This is a genomic window from Maribacter cobaltidurans, from assembly GCF_002269385.1.
GTDB classification, from domain to species: Bacteria; Bacteroidota; Bacteroidia; order Flavobacteriales; family Flavobacteriaceae; genus Maribacter; species Maribacter cobaltidurans.
In genome coordinates, this window is record NZ_CP022957.1 from 3,836,962 (window position 1) to 3,859,725 (window position 22,764).

Genomic DNA, 22,764 nt, shown 5'->3' on the forward strand with positions numbered 1-22,764 from the left:
TGGTTGGTTTTTGAATTTAGTTGTGGCCCCTCCATCCCGGTCCACGAACGACCCTGCCAGGAGTAACCCCTGTATGTTCACCATTTTTCAATACCTGTTCGCCATTTACAAAAACATGTACCATACCTTCAGCAAATTGGTGGGGTTCATCAAATGTAGCTTTGTCCATAATGGTGTTGGCATCAAAAATGGCCAAGTCCGCATAATTGCCTATGGCCAAAGAACCTCGTTTTTTAATCTTTAGATTGGAGGCAGGTAATCCGCTCAATTTATAAACCGCTTCTTCTAAAGGAATCACTTTCTCTTCACGCACGTATTTGCCCAAAAGTCGGGCAACATTTCCGTAAGCCCTAGGATGGGGACTGGAATTGGTGAAAGGTTTTACGGGTGCCAATGAACCTGCATCAGAGCCAAAACTCATGTAGGGCAACGCTATCTGCTTTTTTACATTTTCTTCAGACATTAAAAAATAAACCGTCCCAACACGACTACTATCTTGAACCACAAGGTCAATTGCCGTTTCTTCAGGACTAGTTCCACGCATGCGGGCAACTTCCCCTAGGGTTTTACCGGTAAGGTAGCGCAGGCTATCATTTCTAAAATCATTTAAAATAAGTTTTTCTGGACTACCGGCAGCAAAATAAAGGTTCTCCCAACCATCCCCTTTAGCTTTCATTTCTTCGATTACTTTTTTACGAATGGCCGGGTCTTGCAAGCGTTCGGCCCATTTTCCATAACCACCTTCCTGCACCCATGGAGGCATAGAAGCATCTAAACCTGTGGCTCCAGCAGTATAATTATACATATCTGTAGTAATTTGCAGTCCGGCAAAGCGTGCTGAGTCTATTTTGGCAATTGCCGATTCCCATTTTCCCCAATTGTCTTTTCCGCCAGCTTTTAAATGATAGATTTCCGCAGGAATATTCGCTTCCTTTGCAATTCGTATCAATTCATCAATTGCCTCCAACCAATAGTCGCCCTCACTTCGCATATGGGAAATGTACATGCCATCATAGGCCGATGCGACCTTGCACAATTCAATCAATTCTTCGGTATCCGCATAAAAGGCAGGAGCATAAATCAATGAAGAACCGATACCCATAGCTCCCTCTTCCATGGCTGTTTTGGCCAAGGCTTTCATATTTTCCAATTCAGTAGGGGTGGGAGGGCGGTTAGCTTCCCCTAGTTCATGAACACGTAAAGTTGTAGCACCTACGAAGGAAGCTACATTGGGAGCAATGCCTCGTTTTTCTAAAAATTCTAAATATTCCCCAAGCGTTGTCCATTCTATAGGATATTTGACATCCTTTTGGCTACTTTGCTCTTGTTGGCGCATTTCATCGTTTAACGGACCCATAGACCAACCTTCACCCATAACTTCTAATGTGACTCCTTGACGAATATCACTTTCAGATTTACCATCCACAATTAGAGATTCGGTAGCCCAGCTAAGCATGTTAATAAAGCCTGGTGCAACTGTTAGTCCAGTAGCATCAAATTCTTGCAGACCTTTTGAGTTTTCCAAATTCCCAACAGCGGCAATAGTATCAGCATTGATACCGATATCGCCTGTGAATATGGGCTGACCGGTACCATCTGCGATTTGACCATTTTTAATGAGGATATCAAAGGTTTCAGTCGTGGTGCAGGATGTAATTAAAACTAAAAAAAGATAAAAAGTAAAGTGATATAAGTGTTTCATTTGGTCGTTGGTTCGGTATGTTCTAAAATAATTAAATTAATTGATTTTCAATGAATTAAAAATTTTAACTAATTTTTTTCCAAAAATTAGAATGCTTAAAATTTTCTTTTTAGCGAGCTGTATTGTCAGCTAAAAATAGTGGTTTAGAATAGTCTAAGAAACCCGTAATAAACAGATGTTATTAATAAAAGTATAAGGCTAACAACCAAAAATCGTATGGATCGCTGTACGTTTCTAAACTTCCAAGCCGATATTTTTGAATTGATATAAATTTGTTCTCCCAATTGCTCAAAAACTTCTTGTTCATTTAAACTAATATCATAGAATTTTTTTGAGAACTCCTTAATACTTCCAAACTTGGTAATGACATCACCGAAGTAAAAAACATTCGGGCTATAGTTTCCCTCTAATTTTGGTATGAAACAGCGTATGCTATAAAAAATAGAAACTGTGGTAGCTACAAACCATAGCCCTATAAATACATAGAAGAATATGACATTAGACACGGAATGCATAACCGGTGCGGCACTTTGATAAATGAAGTTTAGAATTATGCCGTAGAAAGAGAGTATAAGTCCTGCTTTTAGTTCAGAAGCTTTTATAAGACTGGATATATAATTAATGGTACCCCAGTAATGATCCACCAGTTCTTCTGAATGCCCCTTAGATTTAAGTTCATCAATCAGTTCTTTTTCAAAAGCGGATAACGGATTCTCTTTTTGCTTGGTTTTGGTATTTTTTTTGTTTTTAGATGAAACTGGTTTGGTCATAGATTGAAATTTAAAGACTCCAAAGAATTATTCTAGCACATTATATATTATTACAGGTTGTGCCTTATTTTTCATTTCAATTTGCCCCATATTTTCACATTTAAAGGCTTCTTTCACTTGCTCATAGCAACCGTCGCATATGATTATCTGGTTTTCCTTTGCGGCGTCCTGTAATCTTGCTGCGGTGTTTACGGTATCCCCAATGACCGTATAATCCAAGCGTCGTAGTGTGGCCGACCCAATGTTGCCAGAAATCATTTCCCCGCTTTTAATGCCGATGGATACTTTTGGTTGGTACATTTCTTCACCTTCTTGTTTGGGAAGCTTGTTCACTTGGTTGCGTATGGCCAAAGCCGCATCTATTGCCCTATCCAGATGATATTCTCCTTTGAACACCGCCATGACCGCATCTCCTATGAATTTATCAATATGTCCATTTTGTTCCATGATTTCTTTTACCATGGTGTCAAAATAGGTGTTCAGCATTTTTACTACGATATCTGGCTTTGAAGTTTCGCTAATTTTAGTAAAACCACAAACATCAATAAAAATAACGGTACCCTCTATACTTTCATTCGCCATGATCTTGGACTCATATTCATGGCCTCCCATAAAGTTGAGCACGTTTTCGTCTACGTACATTTTAAGAATGTTATTTTCTTTAATCGCTTTTAGCGTATCCTTTATTTGCTTGGCCTGTTTTATGGTTTTCTCCATGGTAATGGTCAAATCCTCGAAATTTATAGGCTTGGTGATAAAGTCGAAGGCACCCCGGTTCATGGCCACTCTAATATTGTCCATATCACCGTATGCGGAGACAATGACCGATTTAATCAATGGGCTGCTTTCCTGAAGTTCCGATAACAGGGTAAGTCCGTCCATTTCCGGCATATTGATGTCGCTCAAAATAATATCTACCTCAGGATCTTCCACTAATTGATCAAGGGCATCTCTACCGTTGATGGCAAAGAGAAATTCATATTCTTTTTGCCGAATCTGTTTTCTGAACTTTTGTTTGATCAGGACTTCCAAATCCGTCTCGTCATCAACCACCATTATTTTTGCCATTATACTAAATTTTTAAGTTTGGTCTTTAACTCCTTAAAATCCAAGGGTTTGGTTAAAAAATCGTCTGCTCCCAATTGCTTTGAGGTAGTTCTATTTTCCTCATCCCCATAAGCGGTTACCATCATCACCACAGGTGGAGGCGCCTTGTAATTTTCTTTAATACGTTTTAAGAGCTCCAGTCCACTCATTCCCGGCATATTAATATCCGAAAGGATTAGGATGGCTTCCTGCTCAATGCTTTCCATTTTTTCCAATGCTTCTTCCCCCGAAAATGCAAAAACGAAATTGAGTTCTTCGTTTCTTATTTCTTTACGAAAGCGTTGCTGAAATAAAATTTTAACGTCTTGTTCATCGTCCACAACTAATATCTTCATTTTTTGACTCTTTAGTTTTTAAATTTGTTTTTACTATAGCTACACCTCTGGTAGTGTTATGGTGAATGTTGTTCCTTCTCCTTTTACGGTTTCCAATAACAGTTCCCCGCCATGTGTTTTTATAATATCATAGCTAAGTGACAGGCCTAGCCCTGTACCTTGGCCAGATGGTTTGGTAGTAAAAAAGGGTTGGAATATTTTATCCTTCACTTTATCCGGTACGCCGTAACCATTATCTCTGATTGACACATAAACTGTTGTTCCCTTTCGTTTTGTGTAGACCCAAACGGTAGGTTGAAAAGAATCGTTTTGCTTTTCTTTTTCTAATTTCTTTTTTTCTATGACCGCATGGAACGCATTGGTGATTAAGTTTAGGATGACCCTGCCTACATCTTGGGGTACGATATTAATTTTACCGATTGATTCATCAAAATGGGTGTTTAATGTGGCATTGAACGATTTATCCTTGGCACGTAATCCATGATAGGCAAGTCTTAAATATTCATCGGCAATGGCGTTTATATTGCTGGGTTCCTTTTCGTTGCTGCTGCTACGACTATGTTGCAACATTCCTTTTACAATTCCATCCGCTCGTCTGCCGTGATGGTTTATTTTTTGTTGATTATCCCTAATGTCATTTGACAAGGCCAATACCTCTTCATAATCCCCCTTTTTTATTTCCTCCTGCATTTCCTCAATAAGTTCCGTGTTTACTTCGGAGAAATTGTTGACAAAGTTCAACGGGTTCTGAATTTCATGGGCGATACCGGCGGTCAATTCTCCAAGTGAGGCCATTTTTTCCGATTGGATGAGCTGGGATTGAGTAGCCTTTAATTCATCTATTTTATTTTTAAGTTGCTCTGTTCTATGGGAAACTCGCTCTTCCAAAACACGGTTTTCCTTTTTTAATTTACGAGCCCTGAACGAGATGTAGGCTCTTAATATACTGGCCAATATCAATATCCAAATTAAATAGGCCCACCAAGTTTGCCACCAAGGGGGGCTAATTTTAAAGGCCAGAGAATCCGGAACCGACCATTTATTGTTGAAACCCCTAGCGGAAACCTTAAAAGTATAATCTCCTGGTTTCAAGTTGTAATAATTCTTGGTTTTGGTTTCGTTACTGGCATAGTTCCAATCATCATCAGCGCCATCAAGAATAAATCGATAGGTTAATTGCTCTCTATTAAATACATCCCCGCTTCCATAGCTAAAGCTTAGACTGTTCTGGTCGTAAGGAAGTACAAGACCCTCAGGAATAGCGTACGGCGTACTAACAGAATCCCATTCCATTTGTGTTTTGATTGCATAAGAGGAAACGTCATTCGTTAAGGAGTCCGTACTATTATGCTTCTCAAAACCTGGTTCTTCATCCATGACGAACAGGTTGGTAATATACACGCTACCGGATGTGGAATCCTGTTTAGGGGCAGTATCTAGGACCATAAGCTTAAATTCACTTGACGGACTCGCAACACCAGACCAAAACTGTTGGTTTTTAAGGAATTTTGGGGAGCCTTCTAAGTAATCGTTTGACTTAAAACCTAAACCACCGTTAAAGGTATGATATCCTTTGGTTGAAGTTTTAACCGTTGCTTTTTGGATAGGAATAAGGCCATTTACACTAGCAGCATACATTAGACTATCTTTCTCTACAAGATCATAAACCTCCGTAGGTGACAGGCCATTTTCCCTCATTAAATTAGTTAGGGTGTCGTCTTTAAAGTTAATTATGGCAATGCCGTTTAATGTGGCTACCCATAATTCGCCTTCTTTAGAAAAAGAGGCTACATTGGTATTATTGTCACAAAGCCCTTGTTCTTCCCTTAGATAACTAATGGTATTTGCGTTCAGGTTAACTTTGGCTAAGCCATTCTTAGTTGGTAACCAAAGAATTTCGTTTTTATCATAGTACATGATGGTCTGGATACTACTCTTAAGTAATTCCGGATCTGTTTTTGAAATGATTTTCATTAAGCTATTATTCTTAATATCATAGGTGAATACGCCTTCTTCCGTACTTAATAAAAAAACATGGTCATTTATCAATTCCACATCCCATACCCTAAAATTCTTTTTTTTATTACTGGCATAAACCGTTAGCTCGTTTTTCTTTCGATCTAGAATGGAAAAGCCAGAACCAGCATTAATAAAATAAATTTCTTCTGAAATCTCTTCGATGTTTAAAATTGTGATAGCATTCGTACTATGGAGTATGTCATGGCTTAGCGACTTAATGGTGTTATTTTTTTGATCAATAATATTGATACCTTTAGTGGTTCCTAGCCATAGTTCTCCTCCAACGCTTTCCTCGATATCCCAAATTTGGTCATCAACTAAACCTCTAGAGGCATCAAAATATTCTGTATTTAAGGTAAAATCATTGGCAATGACCAGTCCTTTATCAGTTGTGGCAATCCAAAGGGAGCCATCTTTTCGTTTTAATGGTCTGGGTATTTTAAGGGAGGCCTGTAGTATGCTGTTCAAGGCTATCGTTTTGTGCCTGTTTCGGTTTTCACTCAAAATGAACGCCTCTTTAGCTCCAAATATCCATAGATTACCTTGGCTGTCTTCTACCATTTCGGTGCCTGTGCTGTTATAGCCATTTTCTGCATCCAGTACCTTTACTGTACCTTCCTGTAGGGAGAGCCTCAGAAGGGTAGATGAGGTTATGTTGTTCGTTTGGGAAGGATCAGGTAAACTCAACCAGATATCACCAGATTCATCTTCGGTAATATCGGTAACAACGGAATTCATTTCAATAGCTGCAATCTGCGGAAGTGTTTTAAGTTCCTTTCCTTCTTTGTCCAGTACCTTGATGCCATCCACAAAACCCAACCATAGGTTGTCATTGCTATCTTCCATAAGTCTCCAGGGCCGAGAGCTACCGCTATTCGCTATCCTTTGCAGACTCTCCATTTGAGGATCCATAGCGTAGAAACCTTCGTTCAATGATGCCATGTAGAGGGTGCCTGCGTGGTCGCAGATAATGTCGAAAGGTATAAAGCTATCGGTCTTGGTGATGCTATATGCGGTATCGTTCTTAAAATCCAATACGGTTAAAACACGGGTTGCTGGACTTACCAACCAAAGCTTTCCCTGTTGGTCCAAGGTCATCCTATAGACCCCGGGATAGTCATAAACAAAGGCGTTCTCACCATCATAATAAGTTAGGGGTGCTAAGCTAGACCCTATCCAAATAGCCCCATCTTCCGTTTCTAAAAAGGAAGTGATATCATTATTTGCCAGACCTTCATTAGTTGAAAGCTGTAGGAGATTGGCATAGGTGCCTTCCATAATCCCAGGAGGTTTCATTTTAACAATTGTGGGCTTTTTTATAGGGGCTTTTGTAATTATAAAAGAAACAGAATCTAACTTTAATTCCTCCGTCGGATAATTGTCCCAATCCAAATTATATTCCTTCATTGGGGACTTTAGCGGTTTAAATGTGTTGAGTTCAAAAGTTGCGTTGGGTAAGGCATCCACATTTAAGGAATAGGTCACCGGCGTCGTCAGCGTATCAGAAGTGATGGTTTCCCACTCAAAAGGTTCTGGTTCCGTAAATTGTAGCGGAATGGTCTCTGGCACTTTATAATTGCCAATAGTGGTTTCTGTTTCAGATTTACTTTTTTTGTTACAGGATACAAGAAATATAGCTATGAAAAGGCCTGTTAATAATAAATTAGATTTATGAATTGGTCTGGTTTTCATTTTGGCTTAATTGGTGAATATTAGATTAGGCAATTCTATTGTAAATATGGTACCCTCACCTTTTTTGGTTTCAACTTTTAGATTCCCGCTATGGCCTTTGGTGACAATATCGTAGCTCATGGATAATCCTAATCCAGTGCCCTGACCAGTGGGTTTGGTGGTGAAGAAGGGTTGGAATATTTTATCCAGTGCTTTTTGGGGTATACCGTTACCATTATCCGATACCTCGATTTTCAAATGCTCTTTGGTCTTTTTAGTGCAGACAGAAACGATAGGTTTAAAATGGTCGTCCTGTTGTTTTTTCTCGTTGGTGGCGTAAAAAGCATTGGTAATCAGGTTTAAAATTACCCGCCCAATATCTTGGGGAACGATATTGATCTCTCCAATGGATTCATCAAAATCGGTTATTAATTCCGCATTAAAGGATTTATCCTTGGCGCGCAGTCCGTGATAAGCCAGACGCAGGTATTCATCTGCCAATGCATTGATGTCCGTTGGTTCCTTCTTGCCACTACTGCTTCTGCTATGTTGCAGCATCCCTTTTACTATACCATCGGCACGTTTGCCATGGTGGTTTATTTTCTCGAGGTTTTGAATGATATCTTCCATGATGGCCTTCACTTCTTCAAAATCGCCATTTTCTATTTCCTCCTGCATTTCCTCCAACAATTCTTTACTGACTTCGGAAAAATTATTGACAAAATTCAAAGGGTTTTGGATTTCATGGGCGATTCCAGCGGTCAGTTCCCCAAGTGAAGCCATTTTCTCGGACTGAATCAATTGTTTTTGCGTGGCTTGCAAATCATCCAATGTAGCTTCTAATCTTTCTTTTTCTACTTTTATAAGTAACGCCTGGTGTTCTGCCTTTTTAAGGTCTAAAAACCGGATATAGGTTTGATCAAAAACTTTTGCAAAACGAGTTAGTATTGATTCTACCTCTTGTATTAAGCTTTCCCCTGTAACGATTAGTAGGTGACCATGTGTGAAATGTGCGCTGCTAAGGACTAATTTTTCTGGTAATTGCCCTATGGATTCTTTTTTCCAAGGTGCATAGTGTGAAATGATTTTATGATGCTTAACATTTTCTTTTCCTTCTAATTCTGTAGCGTGAAATTCTTCCTTCTTTTTCCAACTTTTATAGCGATTCTTTAAATGTTGATCTGCGTTAAACGGAAGCGTCCAAAAATTCTTAAAAGCTTCATAGTTGGCATCTGTCATCCAAACTTTCCACTGTTTGTTTTCTTCATCATTTATAAGATAACCGCAAGAAAAAGGTGTCACTCCTAATTTATAGAACTCTTGGTACAGTACTTCTGCTGCTTCAGAAAGTTCATCACTTTGGTGCATTGCCATGGCGCGTGACCTAACGCGTTCAAGGGCAATATCAATTTGAGTTTCTCGCGCTCTCTTTTCCGATTTTTGCAAATCCATAAATCGGATATAGGCTTGCTCAAAAACCTTGGCAAAGCGTTTTAATATTTCAGCATGGTTTTCAGAGGGTTCATCTTTATTGAACGAAGGGATGAGTATTGCTGAATTTTTAGACCAAGCTGCCGTAACTCTATGTTCTTTGGCTTGTAGCGCATGCTGTTTAAATTCATCAGGAAAGTGCTTATAATCACTATGCTCAAATGCATATTCGAAAAAACTGTTCTTGTCTTTGACTGAAAATTCTTTTGAAAAATAGACGTCACCTCTATTCTTGGACTCCCAGGTATCATTAAATATTGTGGATTCAAAATAGGGCACCAAATAATTTCCTGAATATGAAAAATCTTCAGCGGCAATCCAGTGCATCACGTCTTTATTATCTGAAAAATAGGTACAAAGAATCACACCTCCTGCATCAAAAATTACTCCTAAATCTCTAAGTTTTTCAGCAACTAAAGCAACGACTTCTTGTAACTCACCTGTTGTATGCATTGCTAAGGAACGCGAACGGATTTTTTCTAAAGCAGCTTCAATTTGTGCTTCCCGGGCCTGAGCTTCGGCTTTTTTTAGATCAAGAAAGCGTGTATAGGTTTGTTCAAACACCTTTCCAAATCGTTTGAAAATATCATGGGAATCTGGCACAGCTTCATAAGTAATAAACATTACATAGCCGTATTTAAAATAACAGATATGGAATATTTGAAATGTAGGAAGTTCTAATCCTGCATCCTTAAGTTCCTTCAGTATACTGCCTACATTAGGGAGTTCCATCATAAATTCGTAATGCTTTACCAAAGCCTCACCCCCCAATTCTTTTACATGAAATGTTTTACCATTTTTCTGCGGTGTATAAAAATCATACCCTTCGCCAATACTAGGTAAAATAAAGCCTTTTTGGATTTCACCCTCTGAGCTCATATTACAACTTGCGTTGTGTTTTTCATTTTGCCAAATGCAATAGCCAGCGCTCCATGCAGGAATCCCCAATTCTTGAACCTGAAGGAATAAATCGTTCGCAGCAAGCGGCAATTCCTCACTTTTTTGCATAGCCATCGTTCGAGAACGCACTTTTTCTAAGGCATTTTCTATTTGTGCTTCCCTTGTTTGTGCTTCTGCTTTTTGAAGATCGATAAAACGGGTATGGGTTTGTTGAAACACCTTTCCAAAGCGCATCAGCACTGCGTTTTCTTCTGCTGTAAAAGGAATTCCAGAAAAATTCTCAATATATAAACCAATACTTTCCAGTAACACTGTAGATATTGCTAAACCATCAAATTTTAAATATGTTTTTTTGGTGTCTTCCGTTAAGTCTGGAATAAATTCAAAAAGATCATTATAAAATTTGTTTTTCTCTTCAAAACCCAATTGGTTGGCGAAAAACCGTTGCCCTTTTTTCTTGGCCTTGTTAAAGCAGTTCCAATGGGCACAATCAAAATAGGGAAGGGTTATCTCAGGAAATACAGCATGCTGATCTGCCAGCCAAATATGCATATCCTTATTGTTATTATAATCCAGAATAAATCCAGCATGCTCAATGTGTATATTCAACTGTACAAATTGGTCATATATTACCTGAATGACGTCTTTGAATTCATCACTGCTATGCATTGCCATACTTCTGGAACGTACACGTTCAAGGGCAGCTTCAATTCTTGCTTCTCGTGCTTGGGCTTCTGCTTTTTGAAGGTCGAGGAAGCGGGTATACGTTTGTCCGAAAACATTTGCAAAGCGTTGAAAAATGGTATGGGCTTCCGGCACATGCTCATATGTGATGAAAAGAATGTACCCATACTTAAAGAAAGCAATATTATCAATCTGATAGTCGGGTAGGCTAAGACCCGAGTCCTCCATGGCTCTAAGCGAATCACCTATAACGGGAATTGATTTTAAATACTCATAATGCGCCTTGCATTTGGCCCCTGAAAATTCTTCTACATGAAACTTTTCTCCTAGCTGTCCCTTCTTATAAAAATCTAAAAAGAATTTATCTCTAGGGGTTTTGTAGAAAGGTAATTTCCCATTCTCACTGGTGAACCATTCGCCATCCCCTTCATCATTGTCCGCATAGATATGAAAAGCGCATCCCCAGGTTTTGATTCCTAGATTACGTACCTGTTCGTCCAACAGGGCAGAGGCCTCTGCCAACTCTGAACTGTTGCGCATGGCCATGGTACGGCTTCTTACTTTTTCTAAAGCGAGTTCTATTTCTATCCTACGGGCCTGTTTTTCCGCTTTTTGAAGGTCTAAAAATCTACGGTGAGCCAAGTCGAACGCTCCAGCAAAACGTTCCAAAATTTCAAGGTCTGCCAGTGGCGGATTTTCAACTACCCCAGGTAAGCTATACCCGATTTCCCCATGGGTAGTACGCGCCATAATGAAGGTAAGTCCACCAATATGCCGGACATCGTCATGACTTGGTGCCTGGGGATCTATATTCTGAAAATCGCCCAAGGTTATCATTTTATCTATATACGCTAAGGCCTCTTCGGCCTCCATAGGATAGACGATCAAAGGTTTTTTGCTCTTTTCCCATTTGGCCAACAACGGGATATCCCCATGGATGTGTCTGGGTAACTCCATTACAAAACCTATTTTGGTTCCGTCCCCAGAAGTCATTGCCTTCTCGTATGTATCGGGCAGCCACATCATATGCCAGAAATAATGTGCTTCGTGACCTAGGTTAGTGAATTCGGTCCGCATGGTGACCACAATATCCAGCAGGTCTGTAGATTCTTTCATTGCTACCGCTTTTGCACGGATTCTTTGCAATGCTCCCTCTATTTCCAACTCACGATTTTTTTCTTCGAGTTCTTTTGTGCGGCGTTGTATGGCTTCGCGTAATTGTAGGTTTTCTGCTGTAACTTGATTGTAACCAATTGTTTCACCTTCTTGCGCCTTACTGTCCGGTGTGGAATAATGTTGATATATGAATCTCCAACCTTCTTTACTCTTTCTGAGTGCATTGGTAAAACGAAAACGGCTATAAAATGACCAATCTTTTCCATTCTTAAACCAGGCATCGAACAAATGAGTGATAAAAAACAATTCACCAAACTGTTCCACAATTTTGGTTTCGTTGCGCAGTTCAGATTTTCCGGAAAGCTGTTCGGCAGTTGATTTAAAGAAGTTGGTGGTTTCTGTTCTGTTTAAAAACTCTTCATTGTTGGTTGAACCTATGAAATGAAAGGTATTATCAAAATAGGAACCGTACGTTTTTACATCGCCGTTAAGGTAGCTGTACAACCAAGCGTCATACACTTTAAGGAGTTCAGTTTCTTCTTGTTTGGTCAATTTTACAGTTGGTTTTTCTATTGTAAATCAGGAACTCTCAATTCCTTTTGTTGATGTAACACCGAAAAAAAATTAGAAAAATTTAGTATTCTAATCCTTAAGGCTATGGCCATAAAATCAATCTGCTTCGTTCAAAGTACTTTATGGCATTGTTTATATGTACAGCGTTTGCATTCCTGAGCTAAATATAAGCCCGATGGTAAATCGGGAACACGTTCCATTTTTTTAATAAATCAGGTTATCCAAGAGTTTATCCAAATAGCGTTCCGATACAGAGAATTTTTTATCCGAATGAAAGACTTCATTGATTTCCTCTCTAAGATCGGTCAGCTCCATATGACTGAACTTAAGCTTGGCTACCGCATTCTCAATTTTTTGCAGGCTAGTATCTTGATGATCATTTTTAAATTCTTCAAAAATGGCATCAAACGTTGTTTTGTCTGTCTTTGATTTAATAAGGTCAATCTCTTTCTTGGTTTGAACGAAATCCGCCTGTGCAGATAGCAATAGCAAATAAACTTTGAGTTGTTCCTTAGACCAATTTTTACTTGAATTATGCATAGCGGTATTTATACGGTTGTTGTGCGTTCGTATTTTTGTCCGTTTTAAAAGCCCTATTGTTTCATTTCAACTCTAATGAGTCTAATTGTTTTTGTGTCGCTTAGATTCTCTACTGAATGAGGTGCTTCGGGCTCTTTGTACATTGTCATTGGAAAAACAAGAGGTTCAGGTATTTGACGAGTATCCATAATTACATTCCCTTCTCCATCACGGTCAATGAAATCTCCTGCTTCCATTATGTAAAGTACACTTGGCCACTGATGATGATGGACAGGTTCTAATTCTTTTGGCGCAAGAGTTACTTCCAAAACTCTTACTTTGTCATTTTCCAATAAAATTTTATGGTTATTTGGTGCAGACACAACTGCATCTTGATCTTTAGGCCAATCCGCTGGATTTCCAGTTTTGTACAAAAGCTTTTGTTCATCGGTTGTTTGTCCGTGAACAGAAATAGTCGAAAAGGCTGTAAAGCAAATCACAGCAATTAAAAATTTAAATGTTGATTTCATATTTTGGTCAGTTTTAATTTGAAGTTCTTACTCTAATCGGTTTTCAGCTTTCCCGTTTTTCTTTATTAATGTCGTTCGTCATATGACGCACAACAAGTGAATAGCATATTCTTTTAATTTAATATGTCATTTATATTTTAGATTTTTAAAATGATATTTTGTCGATGTCGAATAGTCTATAATAGTTAATTGTTCATGGCATCCGCCAATTTTTTGGTATCTGCATATTGTTGAAAGGATACAACTTTTCCATTTTTCAATTTCCAAAAATGGGCAACCTGGGCATCATACACCGCACCATTATCTTTCCTTTTGGCATCATAACGTAAAGTTGCGAGTACTTTATCATTATACATATCATGTAGTTCGATGTCCTTTAGGTTAAAATATTCATTTTCAGTTCCTAATCGGGCAAAAACACCATTTAATACGGCATTAGGACCTATGTAAGGATTACCATCTGCAAATGCGTTACCCTCTGCTTCGTTCCACACCACTTTTTCATCTAATAAATCCAGCACCACAGGAACATCCCCATTAGAGAAAGCCTTATAAATATTGTCAATTATAGTTGTATTTTTCATGCGAATATTATTCTGAGTTTCCTTAAATTATTCTATTGGTTTGGGTATTTTTTATTGTATTAGATTAATAAACAGGCAGATTCCTATTGTCTATTGATGAGTTGCTAACATTCAAAAAAAAAAAATTTATGTTGACAAGAAGTTTCCCCCTAAATTTGTCTGCCTGTTATTTTTAAACTGTCATTAGATAATTATTCTTAAAAAAGTACAGTTGGTGTTAAATGGTTTATATTTTGGTTTCAACTATTTTCAGAAGCTTTCATTTTACATATCGATTCTACTTTTTGAAAAATCTATAATGGTCTATTTTAAAGGAATCAATTTTAGATATGAATTGCAATCGATTTTGGACGGATGGTATTTTAAACTGTCCGAATGTCACTTTTTATTTATCGAAGCTTTTTGTAATGGATTTAATTTGAAAATCAAAAGATGAATTTCTATACTAGATGAGAGTTTAGAATTTAATCAGGATTAGGAGTAAGGGAGTTTGCCAGTAGCAACTTAATACCTCTGTTATAATAATTAGAATTTCTAAACCTAAAAAAAATTTTTGTTCGGACTAACTTTAGGTTATAATAGTGCTCGTTAAAATTTGTTCATTGATTGTACCATCATTATTCATAGCTACATAGTAAGAATGATTTTGACCGTCCAATGAAACAGAGGTGTATACTTTTTCATTAATAAAGTGAATGGCTGACCGATCATCACATGCATAACCATCGGTCAATTTTCCGGAAAGTATATTGTTATGGTACAAGGGACGTCGGGAAGCTTCCGAATTATAATGCGGACAGTGACTTTTGTCAATAAACGACATTCCTTCAACAATGCTTAATTCTTTGGGTCTAGAATCGGTGGTGCCTCCATTGAACCAACAGAGGGAACCTGCGCTACCACCGCCCATGACAACTCCGTTTTTGTAAGCCTTTTTCAAAGCAACATCAATACCTTGGGCTTTCCAAATGGAAAGCATATTTAGGGTATTACCACCACCAACGACAATCGCATCCATTTTTGAAATAATCTCTTCAAAAGATTCTTTTTGGTCATAAGAGTTGATCCAAACGCTCATGACATGTGGTACCACGTTGATTTGCGAACAGACTTCGTAAAAGGCATCGATGTATGTTGGGTCTTCACCGCTTGCGGTAGGTATAAAGCAGAGGTTGGGCTTTTTCTTGCCTGTTGCCTCTGCCATATATTTTAAAAACTGAACAGTGTGTCTCCCACTGCCATACACTAAAAGTTGTCTTTTCATAAAGACAAATTAATTTATTCTAAAGTCATTTAAAAAAGATAGTACTACTTTTTTAAATAGAATATTATTTTATTTCATAATAGGGGGTATAACAGAATAACCCCATTGCTCCAATAAACCCAATTTGTCGAAAAAGACTCCCTCATATACTATCTGCCCGTCATTATTAAAAGTTAAAATGCTCATACCTTCGATATGCCCAATTTTACCTGTTGGTGGGGTATTTGCATACATTCCTGTATTGGTTCCTGTGCCTGACCAATTCACGTAAGTTCTGTTTCCAACAACATTAATTTCTTTATCAACCATTTTAAAATTGGGCATTGCCGTATGCCAGAAATACATCGTCTTTAAAAGTTCGTTTTGGTTAGTTGAAACAATTTCACCGTTCACATTTCGAATCAAATTTTTAACGGATACGGAATCAATCAGTGTACTGTCGTTTTTACTCCAAGCGTAGAAGTAGGTTTTTGTAGCTTTTTTTAAAGTTGTCTCTAAACAGGTAGGTTTATGTAAATTTTCTGTGGTTTCACTCGAATTGATATTCTTACATGCAAAGACTATTAGGAATAGCACCATAAAAAGTTTGAAATTGAGTTTTTCCATAACGGACTTTTCGCAAAACATTTCATTACTTTAAAAGAAAGTATAAATTCTTAGAATAGAGAAGGGTAGAGTATGAGTAGTTGTATATTCTGTCCGAATACTCTTATTTTTTGATCAAAAGATATCTGCATATATTATTGTACATTTATTGAGAACTCATTTTCCCTAGTGAGAATCAATTCGCAAAATGAGTATTGTATATCAAAGAATCAGATTTGTGTTTTTATTGTCCTTTTTTGGGCTATACCTTAGCTATGGACAAATTGTTGATTTAAACAATGAACATCCGTATAAAAAAGTGTTCGTTGACACCGATAATTTTGGAGCATCCTATTTAGATACCCTTAATCAGGCTTATCGCAAAATGAAGGTAGACTCTGTTCAGTTCTCCATTCTGAATGATTTAGCGTATTACTGGCATACCCGTAATTTGAATACTGCTATGAATTTTACCCAAAAAGGTCTTCAGCTCACTTTTTCAAAAAACAATAAGCTTTGGAACGGTAGGTTTCAAATCACCCAAGGAGCCGTTCTTTTACGAATGGAAAAATTAGATAGTGCCCAACAAGTTTTGGAATCTGCCAAAGAAAAAGTACCTGAATCTGATTTACCTTTTTTAAACACTCAATTAGGCTATGTTTTTGAACGAAGGGGACAATTGGATAAAGCGGCAGATTATGCCTTAAGAGCATTAGATTTAGGTGAGAAGCTAAACGATAACAAGGCCAAAGCAATGGCTTATAGTGATTTAAGTAATCTTTTTTGGAAGCAATCAAAATTTGAATCTGGACTTGAGTATGGTCTACGTTCCCTAAAATATTTTGAAACCTGGGGTATTACCGATTTAGACTATGACTTTACCCTATACGTAGTTGGAAATAATTATTTGGCTTTAAAGGAGTATGAAAAGGCTAGGTCATACTATGAACACTCCATAATCATTGGCGAGCGTTATGGGTTTTATAATAATTTGAGTGATGTCTATATTTCATTAGTTGATCTCTATACCCATTTTGGTGATTTTAAAAGAGCAAGTGAAGCCGGTAGAAATGCCGTGAAATATGCAGAACTCTTAGATAATAACTTTATGATCATGCGTTCTTGGCTTGCTATCGGAAAAATGCAGAACAAGAGGGGAAACTTTACGGATGCTATTGAAGGACTCAAAAAATCTATTTCTGTTGCAACCAAGAATTTTGGGGATGCTTATTATTTGAGCGATGCATATAATGAATTGAGTAATGCGTATGCCAAAAGCAACGATTATAAAAATGCATATTCGGCGTTTGCAGTCTATGATTCCTTAAAAAGTGAAGTCTTTACCGCAGAAGCCGATCAGCGTATCTCGCAATTAAGAACTGAGTTCGATGTAGCTCAAAAAGAGGGGACGATAGAATTACAGCAAACACAAATTAAAAAGCAACAGATCCGTCAACAGCTCATTATCGTTATAACAGTACTATTGTTATTATTACTGATATTGGCATATAAAGCTATTTCTAATAATAGTAAGAAAAATAGATTATTGGAGAAGAAAAATAAGGAGAAGGAATTTTTGTTGAAAGAAATACACCATCGAGTAAAGAACAATTTAGAGATTGTGTCCAGTTTACTTTCTTTACAAGCCTCACAAATAGAAGATCCGAATATATTAGAGGCCATGGAGCAAAGTCAGCATCGTGTGCACAGTATGGGAATGATTCATCAAAATCTCTATTTGGGCGAAAAATTAGCCGCCATAGAAATGAAGGATTATTTTGAGAACCTAACTGATTATATCATTCATTCTTATGGAAAGAGTCATCAAGTCAACATAAGTTTAGAAATGGAAAAACTTGAACTTGATGTAGATATGGCGATACCTATAGGTCTTATTGTCAATGAGTTGATTACAAACTCTTTAAAATATGCTTTTCCTGATGGGAGGAAAGGTCACATATACTTAGCGTTAAATACAAATGAGGACTTACTTATTTTAGAAGTTCGCGATAATGGTATTGGCATGATAGCGGATAAGCTACACGATGCTACAGGTTTTGGTACACATTTGGTGAATTTGTTGGTAAAGCAATTAGATGGAAAGATGGTTCTAGTTACAAATAAAGGAACCTCTGTATCCATACAATTTCAAAATAAGAAGGCCGCCTAATGGAGAAGGAAAAGGTATCGATATTAATTGTTGAGGATGATATGATCATTGCTGCTAACTTATCCATTCAGTTGACCAGCCTTGGTTACGAAGTTACTGGTATTTTACCAAGAGGAGAAGAAGCCGTAAAACATGTGAGGGAAAATGCACCACAGATATTGCTTATGGATATCAATTTAAAAGGAGCGATTAGCGGAATTGAAACAGCGAAAGCAATTCAAAAATCGAATGATATTCCCATAATATATCTTACTGCGAATAGCGACGATGTTACTTTTGAAAAAGCCAAAGAAACCCATCCGAAGGCATTTATCACGAAACCGTTTAATAAGTTGAGTTTACAGCGTACCATAGCTTTGGTAGTGGAATCAATTAAAGATGATAAAGAGCCGGGGCAAAATATTCAGGATATAGAAGTTCTCGAAGACAGAATTTTTGTTCGCCATAATGGAAGAATGGAAAAATTACTTTTGGAAGACATACTATACATTGAGGCTGATCGAAATTATTGCACTCTAATTACCGCAAACGTTAAGTATATGCTTACCTGTACCTTAAAGGTCTTAGAAGAAAAACTTCCAAAACATAAATTCGTTCGTGTACACCGTTCTTATATAATCAATATATCAAGATTAGATATTTTGGCCGACGGTCATTTAGAAATCGGCAGAAAGGTTATACCTATCGGTAAGTCTTATAAGGGGATGTTATTAAGTAGATTACGTACAGTTTAGTTTACTGAAATCTATTTAAAAAAGTGGAGATGATTTACTGGGCAACTTCATATTTTGAAGCAAAAACCCCCAATGGTTTAAAGCATTGAGGGTTTATTTTTCGATTCTTTTTAAATCCATCTAGTTTCTGCTTCTAGAATCATTTCGCTTTTTAGGTTTACTTGTATTCCTGTTATTTTTTCCTCGGAAATTCTTGCCGCCAGTTCTGTTTTTAGTACCTGAACTTCCTGAGCCTTTAGATGGTCTTGCAGGTCGATCATTTTTCTCTTCAGGAGTATCGTCCACAAACTGATGCTCCGGCATTCGAGGAACAGATTGCTTTATCAGCTTTTCAATGTCTCGGAGGTAGGGTCTTTCGTCCTTATCGCAGAACGACAATGCGATACCGCTGGCATTTGCCCTTCCTGTCCTACCAATTCTATGCACATAGGTTTCCGATACGTTGGGAAGATCGTAATTTACCACCAAGGAAAGTTCGTCCACATCAATGCCCCGGGCTGCGATATCGGTAGCGATCAAAACCCTTAGCTTACCATCTTTAAAATCACCCAAAGCCTTTTGTCTGGCGGTTTGCGACTTATTTCCGTGGATGGCAGCAGATTTGATACCGGCCTGCGATAATTTTTTTACGATTTTATTGGCACCATGTTTTGTGCGGGAAAATACCAATACCGAGTCTTTTGGTCTTTCGTTTAACAAATGCACCAAAAGCTTAGGTTTATTTTGCTTACTTACAAAGTAAATACCTTGTTCAACCTTTTCCGCCGTGGCCTGCTCCGGTTTGATGGTCACACGTTCAAAATCACCTAACATGGATTTGGACAGTTGAACGATGGCTTGTGGCATGGTTGCGGAAAAGAAAAGCGATTGCCTTTTAGCAGGTAGTTTCGCTATGATTTTCTTCACATCATGAATAAAGCCCATATCCAACATCTGGTCTGCTTCGTCCAAAACCACAAACTCAAGGTCCCTAAAAGAAATATAACCTTGGTTCATAAGATCCAAAAGCCTACCAGGGGTAGCAATTAGGATATCTACGCCACTTTTCAGGGCATTCACTTGTTTGCCTTGTTTAACCCCTCCAAAAATCACCGTATTTCTTAATCCGGTATATTTTCCATAGGCGGTCATGCTTTCACCAATTTGTATGGCCAATTCCCGTGTGGGTGTTACGATCAAGGCTTTTACTTTTCTTGATTTCTGATTAAGGCTAATGCTTTCATATAAATGGTGAAGGATCGGAATTCCAAAAGCAGCGGTCTTTCCGGTACCGGTCTGGGCTACACCTAATAAATCCTTCTTTTGTAATAATACAGGAATGGCCTGTTGTTGTATTGGGGTAGGGTGGGTATATCCTTCAGCTTCTACGGCCTTTAGAATGGGTTCGGCTAAGCCGAGTTCTTTAAATGTCATAATTTTTTATAAGCGGCAAAGGTATGGTTATTTGTTTTAGCATGTTTCGGGTGTTACCTGCAATAGCACAAATTATCGTAACCTGCACCTAAAGTCCTGCAACGGCAGCTTCGGCACAACGTTCTCCGTCCATAGCGGCCGAAACAATACCACCGGCGTAACCCCCGCCTTCTCCACATGGAAACAATCCACTTATTTCAATGTGTTCTAAGTTCTCATTTCTTGGAATGGTCACGGCGGAGGAAGTTCTGGATTCCACACCCACGATGTTTGCCTCAGCGGTATAATAGCCATGCATTTTTTCACCGAAGGCCTTGAATCCAGCACGTAGGCGGCTACCGATAAGTTTGGGCAAAAGGGAGTGTAATGGGGCGGATTTCAAACCAGGTTGGTACGAAGTTATGTTTAAATCCGAAGAAAATCGACCTTCGACAAAATCCGTTAATCGCTGTGCCGGAGCTGTTTGCGACCTTCCTCCTGAAGTAAAGGCCAAACGTTCCAAATCTTTTTGATATTCAAGTCCTTTTAATGCACCGTAGTGTTCGTACTTGGGAATGTCCTCGTCCACATTAATTTCAACAACAATACCGGAATTGGCAAATTGATTGTTACGTTTAGAGGGCGACATGCCGTTCACCACGACTTCACCTGGGGCGGTTGCAGCCGGTACTATAAAGCCACCGGGACACATACAGAACGAATACACGCCTCGGCCTTTAACCTGTTCTACTAAACTGTAGGAGGCAGCGGGAAGCAACTCATTTCTTTGACCGGAACAGTGGTATTGAATACTGTCGATGATTTCTTGGGGATGTTCCACCCGAACCCCCATGGCAAAGCTCTTCGCCTCCAAGGCAACTTTCTTTTTGTGGAGCAGTTCAAAAATGTCTCGAGCGGAATGTCCGGTAGCCAGTATGACCCGTTCTACCGGAACTTCATTCTGATTTTGCAGAATAACGGAAACTATTCGATTATTCTTAATAATGAAGTCGGTCACCCTAGTATTAAAGTGTACTTCACCACCATATTTCAGGATAGTTTCCCGCATGTTTTGTACAATTTTGGGCAATTTGTTCGTACCGATATGCGGATGGGCATCAATGAGGATATCTTCTTTGGCACCGTGATGGACAAGACTTTCAAAAATACGTCTCACGTCGCCCCGTTTTAAGCTACGGGTATAGAGCTTACCATCCGAGTAGGTGCCCGCACCCCCTTCACCAAAGCAGTAATTCGAATCTTCGCCTACGATATGGTCTTGATTGATAGCCTTGAGGTCACGTCTGCGGTCCTGTACATTTTTGCCACGTTCAAAAACAATGGGCTTGTACCCAAGTTCCAGACAGCGAAGTGCCGCCCACATTCCTGCGGGACCAAATCCTATGATATGAATAGGTTTGGCTTTGGAAACATCTCGATAGTCAAATGTATATTCGGTTTTATCCAAGGTTTCGCCCTTCGTGTAAACCGCCAATTTATAATTAAAGTAAATGGTGGGTTTACGGGCATCGATGGATTTTCGAAGTATTTTAAAGTTGATTTCAGTAATGGACAACCCTAAACGATGGGCTATTTTCTGCTGCAGTAGGCCTTTTTCTTCTTCAGCTTCCTCAACCTCCTTTAAGCTAACCCGTAATTGCATATTTCTGACCATGAGGTAAAATTACTCGAAATAAAATGATAGTTAGCGTGGACCGAACTCCTTTTTATAGGCCGATGGCGTTCTACGGGTATTCGCTTTAAACTGTTTGTTAAAGTTGGACAAGGTTTGGAAACCGCTTTCGTAACAGGCCTGTGAAGCATTCATATTATGGTCTAGTAAAAGCTTACAGGCATGGCCTATCCGAATTTCGCTGACGAATTCGGAAAATGTTTTGTTGGCGTGCACCTTGAAATACCGGCTAAAAGAAGTAGGGGTCATATTGGTCAATTCCGCCAATTCCTCTAAAGTTATTTTTCTTTGGAAGTGTTTCATGACATAGTCATATACCTTATTCATGCGTTCCGTATCTCCTTGCTTAAGCGAGTTTATGTACCCAGGGCTTGCCAATACTTCCATTTCTTTGGTCTCGCTCAAGAGGTTTAATATTTTTAAAAGCTCCAAAACGCGTTCCAATCCTTCCAATTGAAGCAAATTCTGCATTAATGTTTTAATTTCCTGGGATGTGTCTCCATTGATAAGTAACCCCCTAAGGCTTTTCTGAAAAAGTTGGTTCAACTTAAGTCCCTCTTCTTTCTGTAAAAGGTGTTCTCCTAAAAAATTTCCGTTGAAATACACAACTATTCCTTCAGAATAGGCTTTATGGCTAGGTAATTGACTGTCAAAGTCACTTTTCCATAAATGGGGCAAGTTGGGCCCTGTAAAGGTAATTTCCCCTTCCTTGTAGGGTCGAATACTATCCCCAATAAACTGCGTGCCCCTTCCCTTTAGAACCAGAAACAACTGGTATTCTTGGTGAAAATGCCAATTAGGGTCGAACAGCGGTTGTTTCAACGCTTTGGCGACCAAGGCATGGGATTCGGGAATTGGTGATTTTTCTAGCGCTAATTTCATACTTCGTTTTGGATAAGAGATTTGGTTTTACGAAAACAAAACA

16 protein-coding genes are annotated in these 22,764 nt (G+C 38.5%); 2 read left to right on the top strand and 14 right to left on the bottom strand.

Translation table 11 applies throughout. The features are described from left to right. Positions 1 to 16 precede the first annotated feature (16 nt). From CJ263_RS17185 to CJ263_RS17235, 11 genes are all read right to left on the bottom strand, one after another. Positions 17 to 1,702 carry an N-acyl-D-amino-acid deacylase family protein gene (locus CJ263_RS17185; RefSeq protein ID WP_094998397.1) on the bottom strand — a complete coding sequence of 562 codons (1,686 nt, stop codon included), beginning with the start codon at positions 1,700 to 1,702 and terminating at the stop codon, positions 17 to 19. A 143-nt stretch (positions 1,703 to 1,845) separates the two neighbouring features. Next, positions 1,846 to 2,472, bottom strand: a complete 627-nt coding sequence (locus tag CJ263_RS17190; protein WP_229702431.1) for a Pycsar system effector family protein — start codon at positions 2,470 to 2,472, stop codon at positions 1,846 to 1,848. Positions 2,473 to 2,499: 27 nt separating this feature from the next. Beyond that, positions 2,500 to 3,540: an adenylate/guanylate cyclase domain-containing protein gene (locus tag CJ263_RS17195; RefSeq protein ID WP_188669458.1), complete on the bottom strand. Its 1,041-nt coding sequence runs from the start codon at positions 3,538 to 3,540 to the stop codon at positions 2,500 to 2,502. Continuing rightward, complete coding sequence (locus CJ263_RS17200) at positions 3,540 to 3,914, bottom strand: response regulator (RefSeq protein WP_094998399.1); 375 nt, start codon at positions 3,912 to 3,914, stop codon at positions 3,540 to 3,542. Before CJ263_RS17200 ends, CJ263_RS17195 begins: the two co-directional genes overlap by 1 nt. 39 nt (positions 3,915 to 3,953) lie before the next feature. Further along, complete coding sequence (locus CJ263_RS17205) at positions 3,954 to 7,625, bottom strand: sensor histidine kinase (protein ID WP_094998400.1); 3,672 nt, start codon at positions 7,623 to 7,625, stop codon at positions 3,954 to 3,956. Positions 7,626 to 7,631: 6 nt separating this feature from the next. Then, positions 7,632 to 12,347 (bottom strand): ATP-binding protein, encoded by a 4,716-nt coding sequence (locus CJ263_RS17210; protein WP_094998401.1) that lies wholly within the window; start codon positions 12,345 to 12,347, stop codon positions 7,632 to 7,634. Positions 12,348 to 12,572: 225 nt separating this feature from the next. Further along, entirely contained in the window at positions 12,573 to 12,908 is a 336-nt protein-coding gene (locus CJ263_RS17215; protein ID WP_094998402.1) for a hypothetical protein, read from the bottom strand. Positions 12,909 to 12,961: 53 nt separating this feature from the next. Next, entirely contained in the window at positions 12,962 to 13,417 is a 456-nt protein-coding gene (locus CJ263_RS17220) for a cupin domain-containing protein (protein WP_094998403.1), read from the bottom strand. A gap of 185 nt (positions 13,418 to 13,602) precedes the next feature. Next, positions 13,603 to 14,001, bottom strand: coding sequence for a nuclear transport factor 2 family protein (locus tag CJ263_RS17225; RefSeq protein WP_094998404.1), 399 nt, complete (start codon positions 13,999 to 14,001; stop codon positions 13,603 to 13,605). Between the two features lie 568 nt (positions 14,002 to 14,569). Then, on the bottom strand, positions 14,570 to 15,265 hold the full coding sequence (locus CJ263_RS17230) for a Type 1 glutamine amidotransferase-like domain-containing protein (RefSeq protein WP_094998405.1): 696 nt from the start codon (positions 15,263 to 15,265) through the stop codon (positions 14,570 to 14,572). A gap of 69 nt (positions 15,266 to 15,334) precedes the next feature. Continuing rightward, positions 15,335 to 15,871, bottom strand: a complete 537-nt coding sequence (locus CJ263_RS17235) for an ester cyclase (protein ID WP_158657190.1) — start codon at positions 15,869 to 15,871, stop codon at positions 15,335 to 15,337. Between the two features lie 187 nt (positions 15,872 to 16,058). On the opposite strand from CJ263_RS17235, the gene CJ263_RS17240 reads away from it, so the two are divergent. Continuing rightward, the gene (locus CJ263_RS17240) at positions 16,059 to 18,020 is read left to right on the top strand and encodes a histidine kinase dimerization/phosphoacceptor domain -containing protein (protein WP_094998407.1); all 1,962 of its coding nucleotides are present in this window, start codon (positions 16,059 to 16,061) and stop codon (positions 18,018 to 18,020) included. Beyond that, positions 18,020 to 18,754 carry a LytR/AlgR family response regulator transcription factor gene (locus tag CJ263_RS17245; protein ID WP_094998408.1) on the top strand — a complete coding sequence of 245 codons (735 nt, stop codon included), beginning with the start codon at positions 18,020 to 18,022 and terminating at the stop codon, positions 18,752 to 18,754. The genes CJ263_RS17240 and CJ263_RS17245 overlap by 1 nt, the downstream gene beginning before the upstream one ends. A 120-nt stretch (positions 18,755 to 18,874) precedes the next feature. Here CJ263_RS17245 and CJ263_RS17250 read toward each other — a convergent pair whose 3' ends face one another. The 3 genes from CJ263_RS17250 to CJ263_RS17260 all read right to left on the bottom strand — a co-directional run bounded on the left by CJ263_RS17250 (position 18,875) and on the right by CJ263_RS17260 (position 22,721). Further along, on the bottom strand, positions 18,875 to 20,167 hold the full coding sequence (locus CJ263_RS17250) for a DEAD/DEAH box helicase (RefSeq protein ID WP_094998409.1): 1,293 nt from the start codon (positions 20,165 to 20,167) through the stop codon (positions 18,875 to 18,877). 88 nt (positions 20,168 to 20,255) lie between these two features. Then, positions 20,256 to 21,821, bottom strand: coding sequence for an NAD(P)/FAD-dependent oxidoreductase (locus CJ263_RS17255; RefSeq protein WP_094998410.1), 1,566 nt, complete (start codon positions 21,819 to 21,821; stop codon positions 20,256 to 20,258). 30 nt (positions 21,822 to 21,851) lie between these two features. Then, entirely contained in the window at positions 21,852 to 22,721 is an 870-nt protein-coding gene (locus tag CJ263_RS17260; protein WP_094998411.1) for an AraC family transcriptional regulator, read from the bottom strand. Between the last annotated feature and the right edge of the window lie 43 nt (positions 22,722 to 22,764).

Coding starts and splice junctions, on each gene's coding strand:
- CJ263_RS17185 (WP_094998397.1), bottom strand. CDS start 1,702: ATGAAACACTTATATCACTTTACTTTTTATCTTTTTTTAGTTTTAATT.
- CJ263_RS17190 (WP_229702431.1), bottom strand. CDS start 2,472: ATGACCAAACCAGTTTCATCTAAAAACAAAAAAAATACCAAAACCAAG.
- CJ263_RS17195 (WP_188669458.1), bottom strand. CDS start 3,540: ATGGCAAAAATAATGGTGGTTGATGACGAGACGGATTTGGAAGTCCTG.
- CJ263_RS17200 (WP_094998399.1), bottom strand. CDS start 3,914: ATGAAGATATTAGTTGTGGACGATGAACAAGACGTTAAAATTTTATTT.
- CJ263_RS17205 (WP_094998400.1), bottom strand. CDS start 7,625: ATGAAAACCAGACCAATTCATAAATCTAATTTATTATTAACAGGCCTT.
- CJ263_RS17215 (WP_094998402.1), bottom strand. CDS start 12,908: ATGCATAATTCAAGTAAAAATTGGTCTAAGGAACAACTCAAAGTTTAT.
- CJ263_RS17220 (WP_094998403.1), bottom strand. CDS start 13,417: ATGAAATCAACATTTAAATTTTTAATTGCTGTGATTTGCTTTACAGCC.
- CJ263_RS17225 (WP_094998404.1), bottom strand. CDS start 14,001: ATGAAAAATACAACTATAATTGACAATATTTATAAGGCTTTCTCTAAT.
- CJ263_RS17230 (WP_094998405.1), bottom strand. CDS start 15,265: ATGAAAAGACAACTTTTAGTGTATGGCAGTGGGAGACACACTGTTCAG.
- CJ263_RS17235 (WP_158657190.1), bottom strand. CDS start 15,871: ATGGAAAAACTCAATTTCAAACTTTTTATGGTGCTATTCCTAATAGTC.
- CJ263_RS17240 (WP_094998407.1), top strand. CDS start 16,059: ATGAGTATTGTATATCAAAGAATCAGATTTGTGTTTTTATTGTCCTTT.
- CJ263_RS17245 (WP_094998408.1), top strand. CDS start 18,020: ATGGAGAAGGAAAAGGTATCGATATTAATTGTTGAGGATGATATGATC.
- CJ263_RS17250 (WP_094998409.1), bottom strand. CDS start 20,167: ATGACATTTAAAGAACTCGGCTTAGCCGAACCCATTCTAAAGGCCGTA.
- CJ263_RS17255 (WP_094998410.1), bottom strand. CDS start 21,821: ATGGTCAGAAATATGCAATTACGGGTTAGCTTAAAGGAGGTTGAGGAA.
- CJ263_RS17260 (WP_094998411.1), bottom strand. CDS start 22,721: ATGAAATTAGCGCTAGAAAAATCACCAATTCCCGAATCCCATGCCTTG.